Annotated in this window: 20 protein-coding genes and 1 riboswitch; of the genes, 11 read left to right on the forward strand and 9 right to left on the reverse strand. The window is 41.7% G+C overall.

The window, feature by feature from the left end; genetic code table 11:
- The 8 genes from IEW82_RS03165 to IEW82_RS03200 all read left to right on the forward strand — a co-directional run bounded on the left by IEW82_RS03165 (nucleotide 1) and on the right by IEW82_RS03200 (nucleotide 8,056).
- Nucleotides 1-1,188, forward strand: a complete 1,188-nt coding sequence (locus tag IEW82_RS03165; protein WP_188689098.1) for a glycosyltransferase — start codon at nucleotides 1-3, stop codon at nucleotides 1,186-1,188.
- A 12-nt stretch (nucleotides 1,189-1,200) separates the two neighbouring features.
- A complete protein-coding gene (locus IEW82_RS03170; RefSeq protein ID WP_188689102.1) occupies nucleotides 1,201-2,394 on the forward strand; it encodes a glycosyltransferase in 1,194 nt (397 codons plus the stop codon).
- Entirely contained in the window at nucleotides 2,366-3,433 is a 1,068-nt protein-coding gene (locus IEW82_RS03175) for a glycosyltransferase family 2 protein (protein ID WP_229672244.1), read from the forward strand. The genes IEW82_RS03170 and IEW82_RS03175 overlap by 29 nt, the downstream gene beginning before the upstream one ends.
- 1 nt (nucleotide 3,434) lies before the next feature.
- On the forward strand, nucleotides 3,435-4,988 hold the full coding sequence (locus tag IEW82_RS03180; RefSeq protein WP_188689108.1) for a lipopolysaccharide biosynthesis protein: 1,554 nt from the start codon (nucleotides 3,435-3,437) through the stop codon (nucleotides 4,986-4,988).
- A gap of 18 nt (nucleotides 4,989-5,006) precedes the next feature.
- Nucleotides 5,007-5,930, forward strand: coding sequence for an LCP family glycopolymer transferase (locus IEW82_RS03185; protein ID WP_188689112.1), 924 nt, complete (start codon nucleotides 5,007-5,009; stop codon nucleotides 5,928-5,930).
- A gap of 21 nt (nucleotides 5,931-5,951) precedes the next feature.
- Complete coding sequence (gene galE / locus IEW82_RS03190) at nucleotides 5,952-7,001, forward strand: UDP-glucose 4-epimerase GalE (protein ID WP_188689116.1); 1,050 nt, start codon at nucleotides 5,952-5,954, stop codon at nucleotides 6,999-7,001.
- Nucleotides 7,002-7,142: 141 nt separating this feature from the next.
- Entirely contained in the window at nucleotides 7,143-7,274 is a 132-nt protein-coding gene (locus tag IEW82_RS03195) for a paeninodin family lasso peptide (RefSeq protein ID WP_188689119.1), read from the forward strand.
- Nucleotides 7,275-7,474: 200 nt separating this feature from the next.
- On the forward strand, nucleotides 7,475-8,056 hold the full coding sequence (locus IEW82_RS03200) for a hypothetical protein (RefSeq protein ID WP_188689122.1): 582 nt from the start codon (nucleotides 7,475-7,477) through the stop codon (nucleotides 8,054-8,056).
- 189 nt (nucleotides 8,057-8,245) lie between these two features.
- Here the strand turns inward: IEW82_RS03200 and IEW82_RS03205 are convergent, their stop codons facing one another.
- The 4 genes from IEW82_RS03205 to nadB all read right to left on the reverse strand — a co-directional run bounded on the left by IEW82_RS03205 (nucleotide 8,246) and on the right by nadB (nucleotide 12,020).
- On the reverse strand, nucleotides 8,246-8,425 hold the full coding sequence (locus IEW82_RS03205) for an H-type small acid-soluble spore protein (RefSeq protein WP_188689125.1): 180 nt from the start codon (nucleotides 8,423-8,425) through the stop codon (nucleotides 8,246-8,248).
- Between the two features lie 68 nt (nucleotides 8,426-8,493).
- Nucleotides 8,494-9,600: a quinolinate synthase NadA gene (gene nadA, locus IEW82_RS03210; RefSeq protein WP_188689130.1), complete on the reverse strand. Its 1,107-nt coding sequence runs from the start codon at nucleotides 9,598-9,600 to the stop codon at nucleotides 8,494-8,496.
- Nucleotides 9,557-10,444 carry a carboxylating nicotinate-nucleotide diphosphorylase gene (gene nadC / locus IEW82_RS03215; RefSeq protein ID WP_188689133.1) on the reverse strand — a complete coding sequence of 296 codons (888 nt, stop codon included), beginning with the start codon at nucleotides 10,442-10,444 and terminating at the stop codon, nucleotides 9,557-9,559. Before nadC ends, nadA begins: the two co-directional genes overlap by 44 nt.
- On the reverse strand, nucleotides 10,431-12,020 hold the full coding sequence (nadB, locus tag IEW82_RS03220; RefSeq protein WP_188689137.1) for an L-aspartate oxidase: 1,590 nt from the start codon (nucleotides 12,018-12,020) through the stop codon (nucleotides 10,431-10,433). Before nadB ends, nadC begins: the two co-directional genes overlap by 14 nt.
- A gap of 119 nt (nucleotides 12,021-12,139) precedes the next feature.
- Between nadB and IEW82_RS03225 the strand changes: the two genes are divergently transcribed.
- Complete coding sequence (locus IEW82_RS03225; protein ID WP_229672296.1) at nucleotides 12,140-13,252, forward strand: IscS subfamily cysteine desulfurase; 1,113 nt, start codon at nucleotides 12,140-12,142, stop codon at nucleotides 13,250-13,252.
- A gap of 56 nt (nucleotides 13,253-13,308) precedes the next feature.
- Here the strand turns inward: IEW82_RS03225 and IEW82_RS03230 are convergent, their stop codons facing one another.
- Nucleotides 13,309-13,503 (reverse strand): hypothetical protein, encoded by a 195-nt coding sequence (locus tag IEW82_RS03230; protein WP_188689143.1) that lies wholly within the window; start codon nucleotides 13,501-13,503, stop codon nucleotides 13,309-13,311.
- Nucleotides 13,504-13,772: 269 nt separating this feature from the next.
- Between IEW82_RS03230 and IEW82_RS03235 the strand changes: the two genes are divergently transcribed.
- Together IEW82_RS03235 and IEW82_RS03240 are read left to right on the forward strand one after the other, a co-directional pair.
- Nucleotides 13,773-14,861, forward strand: a complete 1,089-nt coding sequence (locus IEW82_RS03235; protein WP_188689146.1) for a tetratricopeptide repeat protein — start codon at nucleotides 13,773-13,775, stop codon at nucleotides 14,859-14,861.
- Complete coding sequence (locus IEW82_RS03240) at nucleotides 14,858-15,043, forward strand: hypothetical protein (RefSeq protein ID WP_188689149.1); 186 nt, start codon at nucleotides 14,858-14,860, stop codon at nucleotides 15,041-15,043. Before IEW82_RS03235 ends, IEW82_RS03240 begins: the two co-directional genes overlap by 4 nt.
- Before the next feature lie 131 nt (nucleotides 15,044-15,174).
- On the opposite strand, the gene IEW82_RS03245 is transcribed toward IEW82_RS03240, so the two are convergent.
- From IEW82_RS03245 to IEW82_RS03260, 4 genes are all read right to left on the reverse strand, one after another.
- A complete protein-coding gene (locus IEW82_RS03245; protein ID WP_188689152.1) occupies nucleotides 15,175-16,011 on the reverse strand; it encodes a TerB family tellurite resistance protein in 837 nt (278 codons plus the stop codon).
- Nucleotides 16,012-16,667: 656 nt separating this feature from the next.
- Entirely contained in the window at nucleotides 16,668-17,507 is an 840-nt protein-coding gene (locus tag IEW82_RS03250) for a bifunctional 5,10-methylenetetrahydrofolate dehydrogenase/5,10-methenyltetrahydrofolate cyclohydrolase (protein WP_188689156.1), read from the reverse strand.
- Nucleotides 17,508-17,562: 55 nt separating this feature from the next.
- Nucleotides 17,563-17,647, reverse strand: a riboswitch (ZMP/ZTP riboswitch).
- 51 nt (nucleotides 17,648-17,698) lie between these two features.
- Complete coding sequence (locus IEW82_RS03255; RefSeq protein WP_188689159.1) at nucleotides 17,699-18,784, reverse strand: DmpA family aminopeptidase; 1,086 nt, start codon at nucleotides 18,782-18,784, stop codon at nucleotides 17,699-17,701.
- A gap of 29 nt (nucleotides 18,785-18,813) precedes the next feature.
- A complete protein-coding gene (locus tag IEW82_RS03260) occupies nucleotides 18,814-19,128 on the reverse strand; it encodes an MGMT family protein (RefSeq protein ID WP_188689162.1) in 315 nt (104 codons plus the stop codon).
- Nucleotides 19,129-19,625: the final 497 nt, after the last annotated feature.

Below are 19,625 nucleotides of genomic sequence, written 5' to 3' on the forward strand. Positions count from 1 at the left end.
ATGCGAAAGCTGTTATTTGTCATTGACTCGTTGGATATTGCAGGCGCAGAAAAAAGTCTAGTTTCTTTATTGAATTTGCTTGATTACCAGCAAGTCTCTGTGGACTTGCAGTTATTTGCGTATGGGAACCCTTTGGAAGCGCTTGTGCCGAAAGAAGTCAATATTTTAAAGCCGCTAGAGTATACACGTTTTGCAGCATTAACGATGAAAAAAGCCTGTGTTTATGCTTTGAAGCATAAACACATCGCCACGCTTATGGCACGAATGAAATACTCATTTGCTATTCGCAGAGATACCTATAGTAATCCGCAAAAAGCGCGCTTATTTTGGGAAACCATTTCCAATGTGATTGAACCCAATCTTAAGCATTATGATGTGGCCATCAGCTATGCTCAAGGGATTCCGACTTTTTATGTAGCAGAGAAAGTGCAGGCGGCCAAAAAATTGGCTTGGGTAAATGTCAGCTATCGGTTGGATGACAACGAGCAAGCCTTTCACCGGCGATTCTATGATTGTGTTGATGGCATTGTGGCTGTTTCAGATTCTACAAGGGAGGTCTTTGTACAAACCTTTCCTTACTATAAGGAAAAAATAGAGGTTATTTATGATGTCAATAATCCGCATTTTATATTGAAAATGGCGGATATTGGAAATGGGTTTACAGATGATTTTGATGGCATAAGGCTTTTGACCATTGGTCGCCTCGCCCATCAAAAGGGCTATGATATTGCCCTTGAGGCCTGCCGGAGACTGAAAACAAAAGGCATCCGTTTTCGTTGGTATGCTCTAGGAAAAGGACCATTGCAAAAAGATATCGAACAACAGATTCGCGCAGACGATTTAACAGATACTTTTGTTTTATTAGGAGTTAAGGCCAATCCCTATGCCTATATTAAGCAAGCCGATATCTATGTACAAACATCGCGGTTTGAAGGGTTTGGGCTGGCAATAGCAGAAGCGCGTATGCTGAACGTTCCTGTTGTGACAACCCGTTTTGATGCGGTCAATAATCAAATGCTTGACGGGAAAAATGGCTTAGTAGTGGAGATGAACGCTCAAGCAGTCAGTGAAGCGATTGAGGCCTTAATTTTTAATCGAGCGCTTAAGGAGCGTATCTGCCATTATCTCGCACAAGAGAAGAAGGGGAATATTGAAGAGATTGAAAAATTTTATAAACTCATTAGATAAGGATTGATATCAATGCAAAAAAAGCTGCTCTTTATGCTTATCAATCTTAATGTTGGGGGGACTGAAAAAGCACTGCTCAACATGCTACAGATGCTGCCTAAGGATTATCAAACGACCCTATTAGTGCTAGAAGAAAAGGGTGGGTTTATCAATCATTTACCAGCCAATATCCACTTAAAAGTCATTAATGAGGGGGTGGCTCTGAAACGATTGCTTAATCAATCGCCCTACCATGCTGCGCGTGCATTATTAAAACAGGGCGCTGCTTTAAAGGCTATTGCACTCTTATTCTTTTATTTATTTTCCAAGCTCTTCAATGTGCGCATGCTTTATTATTGGTATTTATTGAGAAAGGAAGCTCCGTTAAAAGAGCATTATGATCTTGCTGTGGCTTATGCGGGTCCGATGGACTTCATAAGCTATTTTATTGTTAAAAAGGTGAAAGCTGGAAAAAAGGTGCAGTGGATTCATTTTGATATAAGAAAGATAGGCTTCGACGTTCAATTAGCGGCTCAACTCTACCAATACTTTGATAAAATTTATATCGTTTCTAACGAGGCAAAGCAACATTTTGATGAGCACTTGCCTCGATTTAAAGCGAAGACCGAAGTCTTTCATAATGTGATTGCTAAAGAAGAAATACAGCGTCTAGCTAGAGAAGCCCAAGGGTTTTCAGACCCCTTTGATGGGCTGCGTATCTTAACTGTGGGACGCTTAAGTAAGGAAAAAGGGCAGGATCTTGCGTTGGAAACGTTCATTAAGCTAAAAGACGAAGGGTATAACATTCACTGGTACTGCATTGGTGAAGGACCGCTAAGAACAGAGCTAGAGGCGGTGATTCACAAGCATCATTTGGAAGAGCAGTTTATTTTATTGGGAGAACAGACCAATCCATATCCTTTTATGAAGGGCTGCGATCTCTATGTGCAGCCCTCGCGTCACGAAGGCTACTGCATGACTCTTGCAGAAGCGAGATGCTTATGTAGGCCGATTGTCGTAACCGCATTTGCCGGAGCTTATGAACAGCTATTAGACGCCTATGATGGCTGGATTGCACAAAATACTGAAGACCTATATAGGAAAATAAAGCATCTTATTGAGCTGCCAAAGGAGCGAGACAGATTGGTGAATACATTAATAAAGGAACAAATGTCTATGAAGAAGGAGCATGATCGCGTTGTCCAGATCATTGAGGAAAGCATATAACCTGTCGCCAAAAATTAGCATTATTGTTCCAATTTATAATGTGGAACCTTATTTACATTGCTGTATTGATTCGATACTGGCTCAGTCCTTTACTGATTTTGAGCTGATTCTTGTTGATGATGGCTCAACGGATCAATGTGGGTCTATTTGTGAGAGCTACAAAGGAAAGGACGACAGGGTCAGGGTGATTCATCAGAACAATCAGGGAGTATCAGCAGCTCGGAATAGAGGGATTGAAGCGTCAAAGGGAGACTTTATTGGTTTTGTTGATCCGGATGATAAAATCGCAAGGGAGATGTTTCAGCAGCTTTATTCAGCAGTAAGTCACACGACGATTGATATGGTGATATGCCCAATTTTAACTATTAATGTCGTTAAACAAACGAGGACGACCTCTCAATTATGGCGCGAGGTCAACAGGCCTTTATTAAATGAAACCATCACGTCGGACATTATTCCTTCAATGCTAAGACAGCATCGATCTTATAGTATTTATTCATGTAATAATAAGCTTTATCGGCGGGCACTAATTAGAAATAAGAATATATGGTTTGAGGAAGGCAGGCAACACAGTGAAGATGTCCGCTTTAATTTTAGGCTGCTCCCTTTTGCGCGCTCAATTATTTTTATAGATTCAACCGCCTATCTCTATTTTGTTCGACCTAGAGCATCATTGACGCAATCCTTTAGAACCGATCTCTTTGATTACATTGCGGATAATAGAAGGTTTAATGAAAGTCTGTGTAAACGCTATGGAGATATACAGGCTTTGAAGACAGTGAGACATGTTTTTATTTTAACTTCCTTGAATTTTATGCAGGATGTTGTAAGAAGTGATCTTGCTTTAGAAAAGATTAGAGCGATACTCAGCACAATTATGGAGGATGAGGAATTTAAAAAAAATATAGCGGATTGTACTGTCCCAAGTCCATATTATAAACTTTTGAAATGGTTATGCATGAACAAAAGAATCGAACTATTTATCAAAGTTGTGAAGGCCAAAGCAACCCTATATTCCGTTATGGGCAAGGCTGGCTAATATGCGAACCAATCATTCGATGAAAAATATGATTATTGGTATGCTTTCGCAACTCATTATTGCAGGGTTGGGTTTTATCTCTAGAAAAGTATTTATTGATAGTCTAGGTGCTGATTATCTTGGCATCAATGGTCTGCTAACTAATGTTTTGTCAATGCTCGCATTGATTGAAAGCGGTATAGGTACAAGTATTACCTATAGTCTTTATAAGCCACTTGTGAATGATGATCGTCGTAAAATCATTGCCCTTGTACAACTATACAAAAAGGCTTATCTCATTATTGCTTTCATCGTATGTATTCTAAGCCTAGCATTACTTCCTTTTTTAGGGGTTTTTATAAAAGGTGGCGGCACAGAATCATTTATCATTATTTCTTATTTAATTTTTGTAGGGAAGAACATGACCTATTATCTTAATGCACATAAAGTCGCATTAATTACGGCTGATCAAAAAAGCTACGTTTTGGCCAGGGTGAATATAGGCTTTCAAATCGTAACGATGCTCGCAAAAATAGCCATACTTATTCTCACCCATAATTATATTTTGTTCCTGTTAATCGAACTGATGACATTTATCCTTCAAAATATGTACAATGGGCGGATCGTTACTAGAAGATATCCATTTATTAAAACGAGTCCTACGCAGTCTATTGCATCGTCAGAAAAACAGTATTTAAAGAAAAATATTAAAGCGCTATTTTTGCATAATGTTGGTTCTTATGCGGTGTTTGGCACTGACAATTTACTGATCTCTGCTTTTATCGGAGTGACGACTGTAGGCTTTTATTCCAACTATACGATGATACTAGGGCAGTTGAGTACACTAATAGCGCCTTTACTAAATGGCATAGGCGCAAGTGTCGGTCACTTAATTGCTAAGGAAAATGAAACGAGGCGTTACTTTATATTTAAAGTCAGCTATTTTATGAACTTTTGGATTTACTCCGTGGTTATTGTATGCTTATTTAATTTGCTTGAACCCTTTATCAATTGGTGGCTTGGCAAGGGATTTTTATTGAGCCCATTTACCTTTTGGCTCATTTTAGTGAATTTTTATTTAACGGGCTTACGTACGTCCATTTCAACTTTTAAGACTAAGGCAGGCATTTTTATTCAGGATAAGTATATGCCCTTAATAGAAGCCTTTATCAATCTTGTGGCCTCACTTATTCTTGTTCATTTCATTGGATTATCTGGCATCTTTTTAGGAACGACAATCAGTACTTTAGCAACCGTATTCTGGAATGTGCCTCGATTGACATATAAGCATGTCTTTAAGCGATCAGTAGGATCATATTTTGCTCAGTATGCGCTTTATGCTGGATTAACGTTAACCATGTGTGTGCTAACAATGTCTATTGGCAAGATTCTAGTAAGTGGTGTGACTTTATTGGCGCTAATTGAACGAGGTCTTATTTGTGTGGTGCTATCGAATCTCCTCTACATTCTTCTCTTTTACAAAACAACTGAATTTCAATATTTATTGCAGCTTGTAAGTCATCTTATTTCTAATATGAAAACAAAGTGGGGTGAAAGGGAAAGAGCTAAAGCTTGAAGTTAAGGAGGGTGTGACATGAAGCACAGACGAGTAAAAAAACTTTTTATCATTCTTGGGACCGTTATTGGTCTCCTTTTTTTGGCGGTAGGAGCAGGTGGCTTTTATTTCTATCACGCTGTTAAGCATACGGCTCAGGAGGTATATAAGCCTTTAAAAACAAAGAAAAATAAAGCATTGCCACTTGAAAAGGAGGCAGGGTCTTCATCAACAGATTCCAAGGCGATCAATGTGTTGCTGCTAGGGGTAGATGAACGCCCAGGTGACAAAGGGCGCTCGGACACGATGATTGTTGCCACCCTTAATCCACAAAAACAGAGCCTGGAGATGGTGAGTATTCCGCGGGATACAAGAGTTCACATCGCTGGGCGGGCAGGATATAGCAAAATTAATGCGGCCTATGCTTATGGAGATGAAGCGTTAGCGGTTGAAACCGTAGAGGATTACTTAAATATTCATCTTGATTATTATTTGAAAATGAATATGGAAGGCTTAGAAAGCTTAGTTAATGCAGTAGGAGGTGTGACTGTAAATAATGCGCAGTCATGGACAGCCAACGGATTTAACTATCATAAAGGCGAGCTACATTTAAATGGGAAAGAAGCCTTGGGCTATACGAGGATGCGCCATGATGATCCTCAAGGGGATTTTGGTCGAAATAGCAGGCAGCGTCAAGTGATCGAAGCGATCATCGGCAAGGGAAAGCAGGTGCATACATTGACGACTATCCAATCAATATTGCATGCGGTAGGCCGCAATGTTCAAACGAATTTAACATTTACAGATATGAAAACATTGGCAATGAAATATCGCCAATGCAGTCAAAATATGACGAATTATGAAGTCAAAGGCACGCCCAAATCTATTGACGGGATCAGTTGGGTTTTAGTGAGCAAGCAAGAGCGCCAGCATGTACATGATCTTATTGAAGGTGCAATGTAATGAGAAATGGAGGGATGGCGAGTGAGTATTCTAGTTACGGGTGGAGCCGGTTATATTGGGAGTCATACATGTGTGGAGCTCCTGAATGCTGGTTATGAGGTGATTGTGTTAGATAATCTAGCTAATAGCAATCAAGAAGTATTAAAGCGTATTGAAGCCCTGACAGATCAAAAAGTGCTACATTACCAAAGAGATATGTGTCATCAGGGCGTATTAGAGGAAATATTTCGCCGGCATTCTATTGAGGCGGTGATTCACTTTGCTGGATTGAAGGCAGTAGGAGAGTCTGTAGCAGAACCCTTAAAGTATTATGCAACAAACGTTATGGGGGCGTTGTCTTTATGTGAGGTCATGGCACATTTTAATGTGAAAAAGCTAGTATTTAGCTCTTCAGCAACCGTTTATGGCTCTCTAGAGAACGTCCCTTTGCCTGAAAATGTCCCCTTATCAGCGACCAATCCATATGGGCGGACCAAGCTCATGATTGAGCATATTTTAAATGATATCTATCGTGCTGACCCAAGCTGGAGTATTGCTAAATTGCGCTATTTTAATCCAGTCGGCGCCCATCCAAGCGGATTGATAGGGGAGGACCCACATGGCATGCCCAATAATCTGGTGCCGTTTATCACACAAGTGGCTGTAGGCAAAAGGCAAAGTGTCATAATTTTCGGAAATGATTATGATACCTGTGATGGTACGGGTGTGCGTGATTATGTCCATGTCATGGATCTTGCTCACGGGCATCTTAAGGCTCTCAAGTCTGTTTTAGAGACAACGGGAGTAGAGGCTTATAACTTAGGAACAGGAAAAGGCTATAGTGTCTTACAAATGATCCATGCCTTTGAGAAAGTAACCGGACGATCGATTCCGTATACGGTAACAAATAGGCGCCCAGGTGATGTCGCAATGAGCTATGCAGATCCTGCAAAAGCACAGCGAATATTAGGGTGGACTGCACACAGGAATTTGGAAAAGATGTGTGAAGACGCCTGGCTTTGGCAGCGGAATAACCCCGATGGTTACGCGACAGAAGTCCCTCGATGGGACAATGTGTCTGCCCCTATTTAGAGAAGGGAGCAGCGATTGACAACATAAGGCTGAGGTGCTAAGATGATAACAATTCGTTCTATATAACGAATATTTAGATTTGTATTATGTTGAATATTCTTTATAATGAATAATTTCATAAAGATGAAAGGTGGTGAAACAATGAAAAAGGAATGGCAAACGCCGCAATTAGAAGTACTGAGTATTAATATGACAATGAAGTTCCCTGATCATGGCTGTCATGATGGGGGCGGTAAAGACAATGGAGGCGGAGGTGGCGATGATTATAGCTGACCACTCCTCATAAACTTCATAGCATAACTGACGTTAAGCAGCCTTTATGCATAAGTACATAAGGGCTGCTGGTTTTGTTAGTGAATGAGGAATCTTACTAAGCGTGGGCTAGTGTTCACTCCTATAGAGTCATGTGAGGATGATAAGCCAAATTTTCTAAGGTAAACGTCATCTTTTTTTTATAAAGTGGAGGTCATGCTATGTATCAGCGTGTGACGACAGCCAGACAGCAAAAAGCTTTTGCAAAAACGTGGGAGTATTTTTGCAGGAAATATGGGTGGTTGAATGACCCGTATGCCAAGAAGGGTATGCGCTATAATTTATTGCTGGATAAATCCACATTCTTCCAGAGAAAGAAAGTGATTGGCACGGTAGAATTCATTCCATATGATCCCAACAATCCGGAAAGCACGATTGAACCGCATTGCCCCTTTTCAGATGATGAGGGGATTCGCTTACACCAAGCGCGAACATGGGAGATTGATAAGCTCTGTATCCATGAGGACTTTCAAAAAAAAGGGCATTTTAATCAGTTCATTGCTATTTTCTTTGCTCATATGAAAGCAACTCAGCCCAAATTTTATATTGGGTTAATGGAAGAAAAATTTTTTAGAATGCTTCGCATGTCATTTGGTTTAAAAGTCGTGCAGCAAAAAGAAAAAATCGTCAGTCCACAAACAACCTTGGTTCCCATTCTTTTTGATGTTGAACAGTTTTTAAGTGATTCAAAGCGTGTGGACCACCTGCAGAACATAAGTGCAAAAAGGATAAATGGATACTAAAGATCGCTTAGCTTTCACCGTTTCACTTGTACTTTTGATGTGATCTTTCAAATCCCACACAAAGGTGTTCAAAAGTCTCAAATGACGAAAGGTCAAAGTCGGAACTTTTACGATCCCCTTAGAAAGCGTTAGCAAAAGGTTATAAATTTATGATAGTATAAAAAACCCAGCGAATAGGCTGGGGAAAGCTTACTGCTCTATTAAGCTGGTCAGTGGCACCTCTTGTTCTTGTTCCGGAGCACTTAATGGATAGATTCTAGCGGTTTCACCGCTATCATTGACATGTTGAATATAGATGGGCTGCCCTTGATAGGAGACAGAGATCATTTCTGGAGAATTAACAATTTCGATTGCGCGTTCTTTATTCATAATTTCGCCTTCTTTTTACTTCTAATATGGACGATCAAAGGCAGATTTATGCAAAGGGACATTTTATATTAGGCGCTGAACATGCGTTCAATCGCTTGCAAGGCTTCGGTCGCAATAGCTTCATCTACTTGGACGATATTGATCGGTTGCTCTTGTAGCACTGCTTCAAGGGACCAAAGCAGATGTGGCAGGTCAATGCGATTCATCGTGAGACATGGGCACATATTTGGATTTAAAGACCGAATGTGCTTCTTTGGATAGGCCTGCCTCAAGCGATTCACAAGGTTCATTTCGGTGCCAATGGCCCATGAGCTGCCATCTGGTGCCTGTTTGATGGTTTCTATGATTTTTTGTGTCGAGCCAGAAATATCTGCATGCGTAACCACTTCATAAGGGCATTCAGGGTGGACGAGAATTGTAATATTTGGATCTTCTTCTCTACATGCTTCGATGTTAGCGACTGTAAACTTTTCATGAACGGAGCAGTGTCCCTTCCACAATATCACCCGCGAGGTCTCTAGATGATGTACTGCGTCGCCTTCAAAAACATTGCGAATAGGATTCCATACCACCATATCCTCAAGAGCAATCCCCATTTTGGCAGCTGTATTTCGACCTAAGTGCTGATCGGGTAAAAAAAGCACGCGCGCTTTTTGCGAAAAAGCCCATTTTAACATAGGCTCAGCGTTTGAAGAAGTCAAAGTGGCGCCACCATGCCGTCCGCAGAAAGCTTTAATGGCTGCAGTTGAATTGACATAGGTCAGTGGAATCACAGTGTCTCCAAATTGCTCTTGAATGACCGACCACGCACGTTCAAGCTGATGGATGTTGGCCATGTCAGCCATCGAACAGCCCGCGCGTAAATCCGGTAAGATAACCTTTTGGGCATTTGAAGTCAGAATATCAGCCGTCTCAGCCATGAAATGAACGCCGCAAAATACAATATATTCTGCTTCTTGGGCTGAGGCCGAAATTTTAGCAAGTTGAAGAGAATCACCTGTCGCATCTGCAAATTGGATGACTTCATCCTTTTGATAGTGATGGCCTGGAATAAATAAGCGATCCCCTAGCACTGATTTAATTTCTTTCACCCTGTTCATCATTTGAACGTCAGAAAGCTCTAAAATAGAGTCAGGGAGCTGATGTGAGGTGCGGATCGTTTCCAATATACTCATGGTTCACACTTCCTTTTATGAGATTAAAGCTAATATCTAGCGCTGTGACAGAGTGGGTTAAATAACCTAACGAAATATAATCAACGCCTGTATCGGAATAAGCGTGAAGATTATCTAAACTGATGCCTCCTGAGGCCTCGGTGACAATGTGGTCAGGCACCAGTGGGACAAATTCTCGAACTTCCTCAGGTGTACGATTATCAAACATGATGACATCAACGCCTGCATGAACCGCTTCTAATACCTGTGCTTTACATTCGGTTTCCACTTCGATTTTCGCCATATGTCCAAGTCTTGATTTGGCGATTTCCACCGCAGCACGAATGCTTCCGCAATGTTCAATATGATTGTCTTTAATCATGACACCATCATAAAGTCCAAAGCGATGGTTAGATCCCCCACCTGTAGTGACAGCATATTTATCTAGCATGCGCAGGCCAGGCACTGTTTTACGTGTATCGGTAATCTTTGTGTGGTCAGAACAAAGGGTATCAACCGCTTGTCGAGTTTGGGTGGCAATCCCACTCATACGCTGAACAAGGTTTAATAACACCCTTTCACGACTTAATAGCGCTTGAACGGGGCCAGAGACCCAGAAGAGATCCTGCCCTTTTTTTATCCGTTCGCCATCTTTGACCATGGGGCGGATTTGAATGGAAGGATTAGCAAGAAGGTAGCCTTGGTGCAAGACATCCAATCCAGAAAATACGCCATCAGCCTTGGCCGTGAAAATTCCTTCCGCATGATCTTCTTCAGAGAATAGCGCTTGGCTGGTTAAATCGCCTTCACCAAAATCCTCTAAAAAAAATGATTGGAGTAAAGCTTGCAGCTTAATAATATTCATAAATGCCACACTCCTTTTTGATTCTTTTTTGTAGCCATGCCTCTTGTTCATCTGGGAAATCACTGCGATAATGGGCACCGCGACTTTCCTGACGTTCTAGCATGGAGGTCGCCATGAGCCAAGCCACGGTTATCATATGCCAACGCTCTGCCTCCTGGGGATTGAGTAGCGTTATTGGCCATCCTGAAAACGTGTCAATAATCGGCTTTAGCCAATCAATTAGCTCAAGTAAATCGCAACTGTTGCGTAAAATACCGCAATGATGTGTCACCTGTGCCTGAATCGCTTGCTTTGAAGGGAGAAGCTGCTTGACCTTGCGATAGGGCGCATCGTATTGAAGATGGATTCTCTGCCTTTCTAAATAAATGACTTTTCGATGGTGATCAGCTAGACCCTGTTGTTTTGGGCAAGCGTTGATATAACCGGCAAGACTCAGGGCACTATCAACTGCTTCTAATAAAGAATTGCTGGCGAGACGATTAGCACCATGAATGCCAGTACAAGCTGCTTCACCGATGGCGTATAAGCCTTTGATGGATGTACGACCGTCAGCATCCACCTCGATGCCACCCATAATGAAATGGGCTCCGGGAGAAATGGGTATCTTTTTATTTTCTAAGGAGATACCTGCCTTTTGGCACATCGCATAAATAGAAGGGAAGCGCTGCTTGAAATGATGCACCTTGGTAATATCAAGAAAAAGCGTATCTCCTTTAAGAAAATGCTTGTAGAGGGCTCTAGCCACAATATCCCGTGGTGCCAGGTCTTTTAAGGGATGGGCGTTCTTTAGAATTGCCTCTCCATTTTGATTAACGATCACTGCCCCCTCTCCTCGAACCGCTTCTGAAATCAGTATGCCTTCCTCTAAGCCTGGTACCTGAAGTAAAGTTGGATGGAACTGAATAAATTCCATATCTGTTACTCCTGCACCTGCCTGATAGGCGAGGGCAATGCCGTCGCCAGTGATAGTGATGGCGTTCGAGGTGCGTTCATAGAGCTGCCCAACACCGCCTGTTGCTAACACGATATGCTTGGCTGTGTATAAGAGCAGCTGATTGTCACTGTTTTTTGCCCATACGCCGCAGCATATGCCATCCTTTATGAGCAAATCGATTCCTTGTGTGAAGTCATGGATGGAGACATGATCAGGGAGCTGACTTTTCAGTGTTGTCATGATGTTTTTCCCTGTAGCATCTCCGCCAGAATGGAGGATTCTTGCTGTACTATGCCCCCCTTCTTTTGTACGAGCGAGCTCGCCAAAAGCGTTGGTATCAAAAGGGACGCCAAGTTGGATGAGCCTTTCAATAATCTGTGGACTATTTTGGATCAGTGTAGCCACTCTTTCGAAATTATTGTGATATCTCCCAGCAAGTAATGTATCGTTAATATGACTGTTATAGGAATCATCAGGAGTGGTGACTCCAGCAATCCCACCTTGGGCTTTATATGAATTACACGTTTGCCAGGCTGCTTTTGTGAGACATATCACATGCTGGTCCTGAGAGAGACTGTAAGCGAGCATTAGCCCTGCAAGACCACTACCAACAATGAGAGTATCTGCATGATATGTATACACACCTCTTCACCCTTTATTTACATGTGTCTTGACATATATATTGGCACACTATTAAACTATTGGCAAGAAAAAAATGCTTCACTAATTAAGATAAAAAGGAGCTGTTCACATTGATATATATGGATTATGCAGCCTCTACTCCAATGTCTAAACAATCCCTAGGGGTTTATCAGCAGGTCGCTACAACTTTGTTTGCGAACGCGATGAGTTTACATGATGAGGGGTCTGCTGCCAGGGACTTAGTGATGCATTGTCGCCAACAACTTGCTATGGCAGTAAATGGAGAGATGGAAGGGATGATTTTCACCAGTGGCGGCTCAGAAAGCAACTGGATTGCTCTTTATGGATTAGCTATGGGACATCGGCAGAGGGGGAGGCACATTTTAACGATAAAAGGGGAGCATCCTTCGATTACACGCACTTTAGCTACCCTAAAACCGTTGGGGTTTGATATTGAAGAGGTGCCTGTGAATGCCAATGGCATTGTTGAGTTGGAAACACTCGAACGCTATCTTAAGAAAGAAACAATCCTTGTGGCGTTGGCTCATGTCAATGGAGAGATCGGTACGATTCAACCCATTGATGCTATAGGGAGGCTTTTGCATGCAAGGGGCGTTCTCTTTCATGTCGATGCGGTACAATCTTTTGGTAAGCTTGCTATTGATGTTAGAGGGTGTCATATCTCAAGCTTGTCTGTATCCAGCCATAAAATTTTTGGACCCAAAGGCGTTGGTGCCTGTTATATTCATCCTTTATTGTATGTAGAACCTTTGTTGCCCAATATTTCACATGAAAATGGCCTTCGGCAAGGAACAGTGAATGTACCTGGAATTGCCGCATTTATGGCAGCATCAGAAGACGCCTTAAATAAAAGGGAAGAGCATTGGCAGCAGGTGACACGGATAAAGGAAAGCATGATTAGTAGGCTTGAAGCTCTACATTTGCCACTCATTATTGAAGGAAGTATAGGCGAGACAAGTCCCTATTTTCTTGCATTTCGTATGAAAGGGAGGGAGGGGCAGTGGGTGATGCTGGAGGCCAATCGTCATGGATTGGCACTTTCAAGTGGATCAGCCTGCAGTCTTACCGATCACGAGCCTTCGCCAACACTGTTGGCACTTGGAAGGACAGAGACTGAAGCACATGAACTTGTGCGTCTATCTTTTAGCTGGAAGACAACTGAGGCGGAGGTCCATAAAGCCGCAACGATTCTCGCTCATATCACTCAGTGAATAAATATGGACGATGATGAATAAAGGATGACTTCCTAAAGAATAGGAGGTCATCCTTATTTATTATTATAAGCCTTCGATTGTCGTTCTTTTAATTTCAAGACAATATAAAAGTTAAGCAAAACTAGACTGATAGCAATCCAAATAACGAAAAGGCCAAGAGGAAGACGGATGACAAAATCATTGATTAAAAATGATGAAGCCAAGAGGAGTAGAGCAACAGGTAAAAGGATGGTTTGCATTGTTTTCATCTCAGATCTCTCCTTGGGGTACAGTCCTTCTATAATTAGTTTATCATGGCCAGCTCCCTTTTTTAGACAAAAAGTATAACAGTTAAGTGACAAAATAAGTGGAAAACCTTTAATATTTAAAAATCAAAAGGAATAATGAAGAAAAAAGAATATACGTTCTTATAATTAAGTTCAAGAATTTGACGGTATTTTCCCAATTTTTTCATTGGCAATTAATGTTATAATCGGATTATATTAAATTGTCTGTAAAGTGAGGTGAAAGGTCTTCAGTGGAAGCTATTGCAAGTCGCATGAACGAGCTACTGAATGAACTCTATTTTTACGTCAAGGTTCAAAATGTGACAAGGGCAAAGTATATTCAGCAACAATTAGAGGAACAGCTGGTCTCAACCCCGTTAAATGAGCAATTAGTGGTCAATTATTTAGTCGCGAAATATGGCTATGCTTTGCTCAATGTTGATTTTGAAAATGCCAAAAAATTTCTGAATCAAATTGAACAGTCCAAGCATTTATTGGATGACCAGTGGTGCTACCGCTTTTATCTCTTTCGTGGGTTGCATTCCATTATTTGGAATAGTGATTTTGCAAATGCACAAAATAGCTTTGAGGTTGCTGAACAGCGCTTATCCTCAATTGATGACGCGATTGAAAAAGCTGAGTATGATTACAAGATGGCGTTTATGTATTATCACCTAAAAGATCCACTTCATTCGGTCCAATATATTACAAAAGCCTTAGACATTTATCGCGATAAGTCTGATTTTAGAAGAAAATGTGCTTCTTGTGAACTTATTCTAGGACTCAATTCCATCGATATGAAACAGTATGAAGAAGCTGAGGAGCAGTTTTATAAGGTTCTGGACTATGCAAATAGTGTAGATGATAAGGATTTGAAAGCTCAGGTATTACATAACTTAGGTTTACTCTATGCAGAACAGAATAAACCAGCAGCTGCAATACACTGGCTTAATGAAAGATTGAAGATTGAGCAACTGAATTATTTGACTGCTTATCTCTTATCACGTGAAAATTTTAAGTTAGGCCGAACAAAGGAAGCACTCAGTTGGTTAAATAAAGGTATTGAGCTCTGTCAGTATATTGATAATCGTGAATACTTAATGCGATTTCATTTGCTCAAAACATATTATTTAAATGTAAGTAAAGAAAATTTTGAATCAGCTTATAGAGAAGGCATTGCTTATTTCTATAAGGAAAAATTTTGGAGCTATGTGGATGAATATGGTGAACAGCTTGCTCATTTTTTAAGACAGCAGGAGGAGTATGAGGAAGCTGCTGAATACTATGCTTTAGCCTCAGAAGCGAGGCATAAAATTATAGAGATGGAGGGTTTAAATTGAAAACAAAGCTTAAATTCACTTTAGGGGTATTGGCATTAGGTATTATGGCGGTGGTGTTATTTGCATTACAACAAAGCGTTGCTCCGCAGCAGCAAAATGCAGAACGTGAAGGATGGGTCACAGGTTTATCAGCGTGGACATTAAATGTTGATGCTGCGTTAGATTCCATCATTAATAAGTAGTATTTTCAAAGGAGCCTCAAATTCTGTTGAGAATTGAGGCTCCTTTTTTAATCACGGTAGGCTAGAAATTGTGAATACACTCGGTTTTTCTATGAGCTGAAATACTTCTGCTCAAACCCTCTTCGTAACGTTTAATGTGCTGTTCGGTATTTGACGATCTGTTCATAGGCCTCTTGAATAGCTTGAAAACGTCTGTTAGCGTAATCCATAATATCTTTTGGAAGCTGTTTACTCGCGTATTTGTCCGGATGATATTCCTTAACAAGTCGCCTGTAGCTGTGCTTGATTGTTTCGAGACTATCACTTGGCTCACAGCCTAAGACCTTATAGTAAGCATCAATGGCTGAATAGTATTTGGCCTTTATTGTACTGTATTGATCAGCCAGATTAAAAGCGTTAACGGTATATAACAGAATGGTTTCTTGTTGGTTGTTGAGCTGACCATTCGTTTTAGAAATGACGAATAGGTTTTCAATAATATTTAACAGCGCTTGGGGATTATCCTGAAAAAGCTCGTATAGGCTATGAACAATGTCCTGGAAGCCATTGCTTGACCCCTTTGCTAGATTAAAAATGGTTCTGATTTCGGTTAGCTCTTTATCCGTGGGGTGAAGGCTGCTTTTGATGATTGAATCAACGCTTTGAACTTCCTCCTTTGTAACAACGCCGTCAGCCTTGGCAAACTTGGCATAGAGCTCAACGATGAGCGTTATTGCTGGTGAAAGTACAGGCTTGCATTTATAAGTATGTCCGGATTTATATTCAAAAGGACGACGACATTCACTACAATTCCATATGCCTTCACCTGGGATGGTAAGCGCTGAATGACAATGTGGACAGGTCACTTGTATATAGTGAACACCGTGTTCATAGTAATTGGAAGTGGCTGAATGTGAGACTTTTCTTTTTAGCCAATCCCAAATACTAAAGATAATAATTAGAATAATGAGTGTACTAATAATACTCATGTCAGGTCTCCTTTAAAGCTATACAAATAAGTCAAAGAGAATGCCAAAAGTCAAACCGACTTTTATTTTACCACAGGAGGATTTTAAAGTGGGAATTTACGTCTGAGGAATTTATTGCAGAGGCCTAAAAAAGATATTTTTTTGGGGCATTTTTGTAAAGGTTCTTTTCTCAAAAGATCAGATAGTATAAAATTTCTGGTCATCAGGACGGTGCACGTTTCCGTTCCAAAACGCTCACTTTCCTCGGGGACGGCCTCCGATGCTCAGGATACGCTAGCTTCGGTGTTGTCACATAGATACGATGTACTTAGCCGAAGTGCCTTGAAAATGTAAGATACTTAGATAAAGCTCTTTAAGGCTTCCCGAGTATTTATGATCAAGAAGCCCCTGTCCCTGCGTCTGCTAGACAGGCTTCGTCGGAACAACGCGAGCGTCTATTTGTGAAGTCACGCTCGCTCTTGTTGAGGGCACTGAAAAGCTTCCCTTATCTTATTTTTATCATGGACAAAGAGGGTCGGTGCCGATGCTTTCTTTTGGTAAAAATATTTTTAATCCTAGAATAAGGATCGGCATGCTTTTTTCTTAAAGGAGATCAAGCTATAGATATGAAAAAGCTTCCCTCTTACAAATTCGGAGGGAAGCTTCTGCGTTCGGCGTTAAGCTTTTGTTAATGCTGCTGCCTCAACGGTATGCTTTAAAAGCATTGAAATGGTGACAGGACCAACGCCGCCTGGAACGGGAGTGATGGCACTCGCGTTCTCATAACAGGCCTCATAATCGATATCACCGATATTTCCTTTGTTATAGCCCGCGTCTAAAACGACGGCGCCTTTTTTAATCCAATCCCCCTTAATAAACTCGGGCTTGCCAACAGCAGCAACAACAATATCGGCCAGTTTGACAATATCCGCGAGATTTTCCGTACGGGAATGGCAGGTGGTCACCGTGGCGTTACGATTAAGTAAAAGAGCGGAAACAGGCTTGCCCAAAATAGGGCTTCGGCCAACGACGACAGCGTGTTTACCTTCAATCGGCAGCTCATAGAAATCAAGGATTTTCATAATCGCAGCCGGTGTGCAAGAAGGATATTTGCCAAAGCCTAAGGCAGTTTGTCCATATCCAGCACTTGTGACGCCATCGACATCCTTTTCAATGGCAATGGTTTCAAAGGCCTTGCGCTCATCTATGTGTGAGGGGACAGGATGTTGAAGCAAAATACCATGGACAGCTCCATCTTCATTCAGTCCTTTAATGGTATCTAATAGCTCCTCTGTTGTTGTTTCTTTAGGCAAGTGAATTCGCCGAGATTCTATGCCAACCTTTTTACAGGCGTTCCCTTTCATTCGCACATAAGTTTCTGAGGAAGGATCGTTCCCAACTAAGATTGTGGCGAGGCAGGGGGTGATGCCACGCGTTTTTAAACCTTGGACTTGCGTTGTTAACTGTTCCCTGACCGTTTGAGATACACGCTTTCCATCTAAAATTAATTTCTCCATGCTTCTCCTCCTCAACATATTAAAAAAGAGACAAGAAAGATTATTCCACCCCTCTTATCTCTGCCCAGACGACCCGACGCTATAACCGTGTAGCTTCCACGTGGTTGATTCCACAAATGTCGTCAGTTGCTACCCGATGCTTTATTTATGTTGATCATATCACAGGTTCATCGCAGTTTCAATGGAATCCATTAGGGCGAGAGTGATGCGCGTGGGCCAAGGCTTAACGGGTGGGTCTCAATTAAATCTTTTAAAGCGGGTCTTTCATTGCCATCTCTTCCAATGATAGAATGCGCTGTTATCAACGCATTAAGAATAGCCTCTTCCGTTGCCTCACCGACAGCTCTAAAGGCGATGTCAATATCGCCTTCAGGAATCGAAGGGCTGTGGAGAACATGAGCTGTAGCTTCATGAGGGATTTTAGTTGCTGTTGAAAATCCAATCGCGATTTCACCGCTACCGTTAGTTAAAGTCGCACCTGTTCGAGCAAGTCCTGTGACCGTTCGTTTGATGATGCGCTGAAGCTGGCTTTGAGTGACGGGAAGATCGGTGGCGACAGTCATGATGATGGATCCTTTGTCTTTTTCTTGATCGGTCGATTTTATGTGGTGCTGGAGCACGTGACCAACAGGCTGCCCGTTGATTTTTAAATCACCTAACTGACCAAAGTTGGCTAGAACGAGGACGCCTAATGTATAGGTGCCATAGTCCAATTCAATTAAGCGTGAGGCAGTGCCAATCCCGCCCTTCAGTGAATAGCAAAGCATACCGGTGCCTGCCCCAAAGCTTCCTTCGGTAAATTCTGTTGCTGCCTGCTCCAAGGCTGCTAGGACATGCTTCTTGGTAATCACCTTTTTACGAATGGCATTCAAAACCATATCATTACATTCTGCCACCACGGGATTGACGGTACCTGTGGTGTGTCCAATTTCGGGTGTACGTTCAAGCATATAATCTATAAGTGCATCAGCTGCTGTTCCGATACTTAAAGTGTTAGTGAGAAGGATCGGTGTTTCTAATGTGCCCAATTCATTGATTTGAATGGTTCCCATTGTCTTTCCAAACCCGTTGATGACAAAACTCGCGGCAATTAATTTTTCTCGAAAGAGGTTGCCTTGATGGGGAAGGATGGCTGTAACCCCGGTTTGAACCTCATCTTTACTAAGTGTGATATGGCCAACCGTCACACCGGCCACATCGGTAATAGCATTTTGCTTCCCGATTTTCATTTGTCCTATATTAACGCCATAATCCCTGAGTCGTTTTTGTTTTAACATGCGGTTGCCTCCTAGATAAGTTTTTGAGCCTATGTCGATTTGGGATGATATTGATAATCCGTGAGATCAATTGCGTTAGCTGTAGTAAAATGAAGACCCTCACTTTCCAGCAGGGTCTTCTGTAAAAAGACTTGCTCTTCCTCTTTAAGGGCGATTTCTCCCTTGGCGTTAATGACCCGGTGCCAGGGAAGCTGATAGTTTTGACTGCAGGAATGAAGAATGCGAACGACTTGCCGGGCGGCTCTTGGGCTTCCTGCTAACCTTGCAATTTGTCCATAAGTCATGACCCGCCCTTCGGGAATCTGTTGAATAATGGCAATAACGCGATAGGTGAACGCTTGCAAGTGGATGACCTCCTTACATTGCTCGTGGGTGCTACATACAGGATAGGATAAACCATTTAAAAAGAGATGTATATGGATCGAATGACATTCACATCAAATTTACTATAGGTGTACAATTACCAAGAAAATTTACAGCTTCACAGGTCCCTAAGTAGAACAGATGGCGAAAATCAGAGCCTAAACAGCGTAAGACTATAAATACTAATAAAAAAGGGACTGGGACAGAAGTATTCAGCTCATAGCAAATCCGAACACATTCACAATTTTGAAGGGATGCGTTCGGATTTTGAGTGAATCATGAAGCGCTCCGTCAAAACACTTCGCTTTCCATGGGCACGGCCAATTTTCCCAAGTATTTATGATTAAAAGTCCCCTGTTCCTGCGTCTACTCGTACCGCTTCGCCGTCAGCTTTCTCGGAACAACGCGTCGTTGATTCGTGAAGTACCGCTGGCCTCGTTCCGCAGAGTGTCCGCATTTTGACTACACTTCCCGTTTC

This window comes from Pullulanibacillus camelliae, assembly GCF_014642655.1.
GTDB lineage: Bacteria > Bacillota > Bacilli > Bacillales > Sporolactobacillaceae > Pullulanibacillus > Pullulanibacillus camelliae.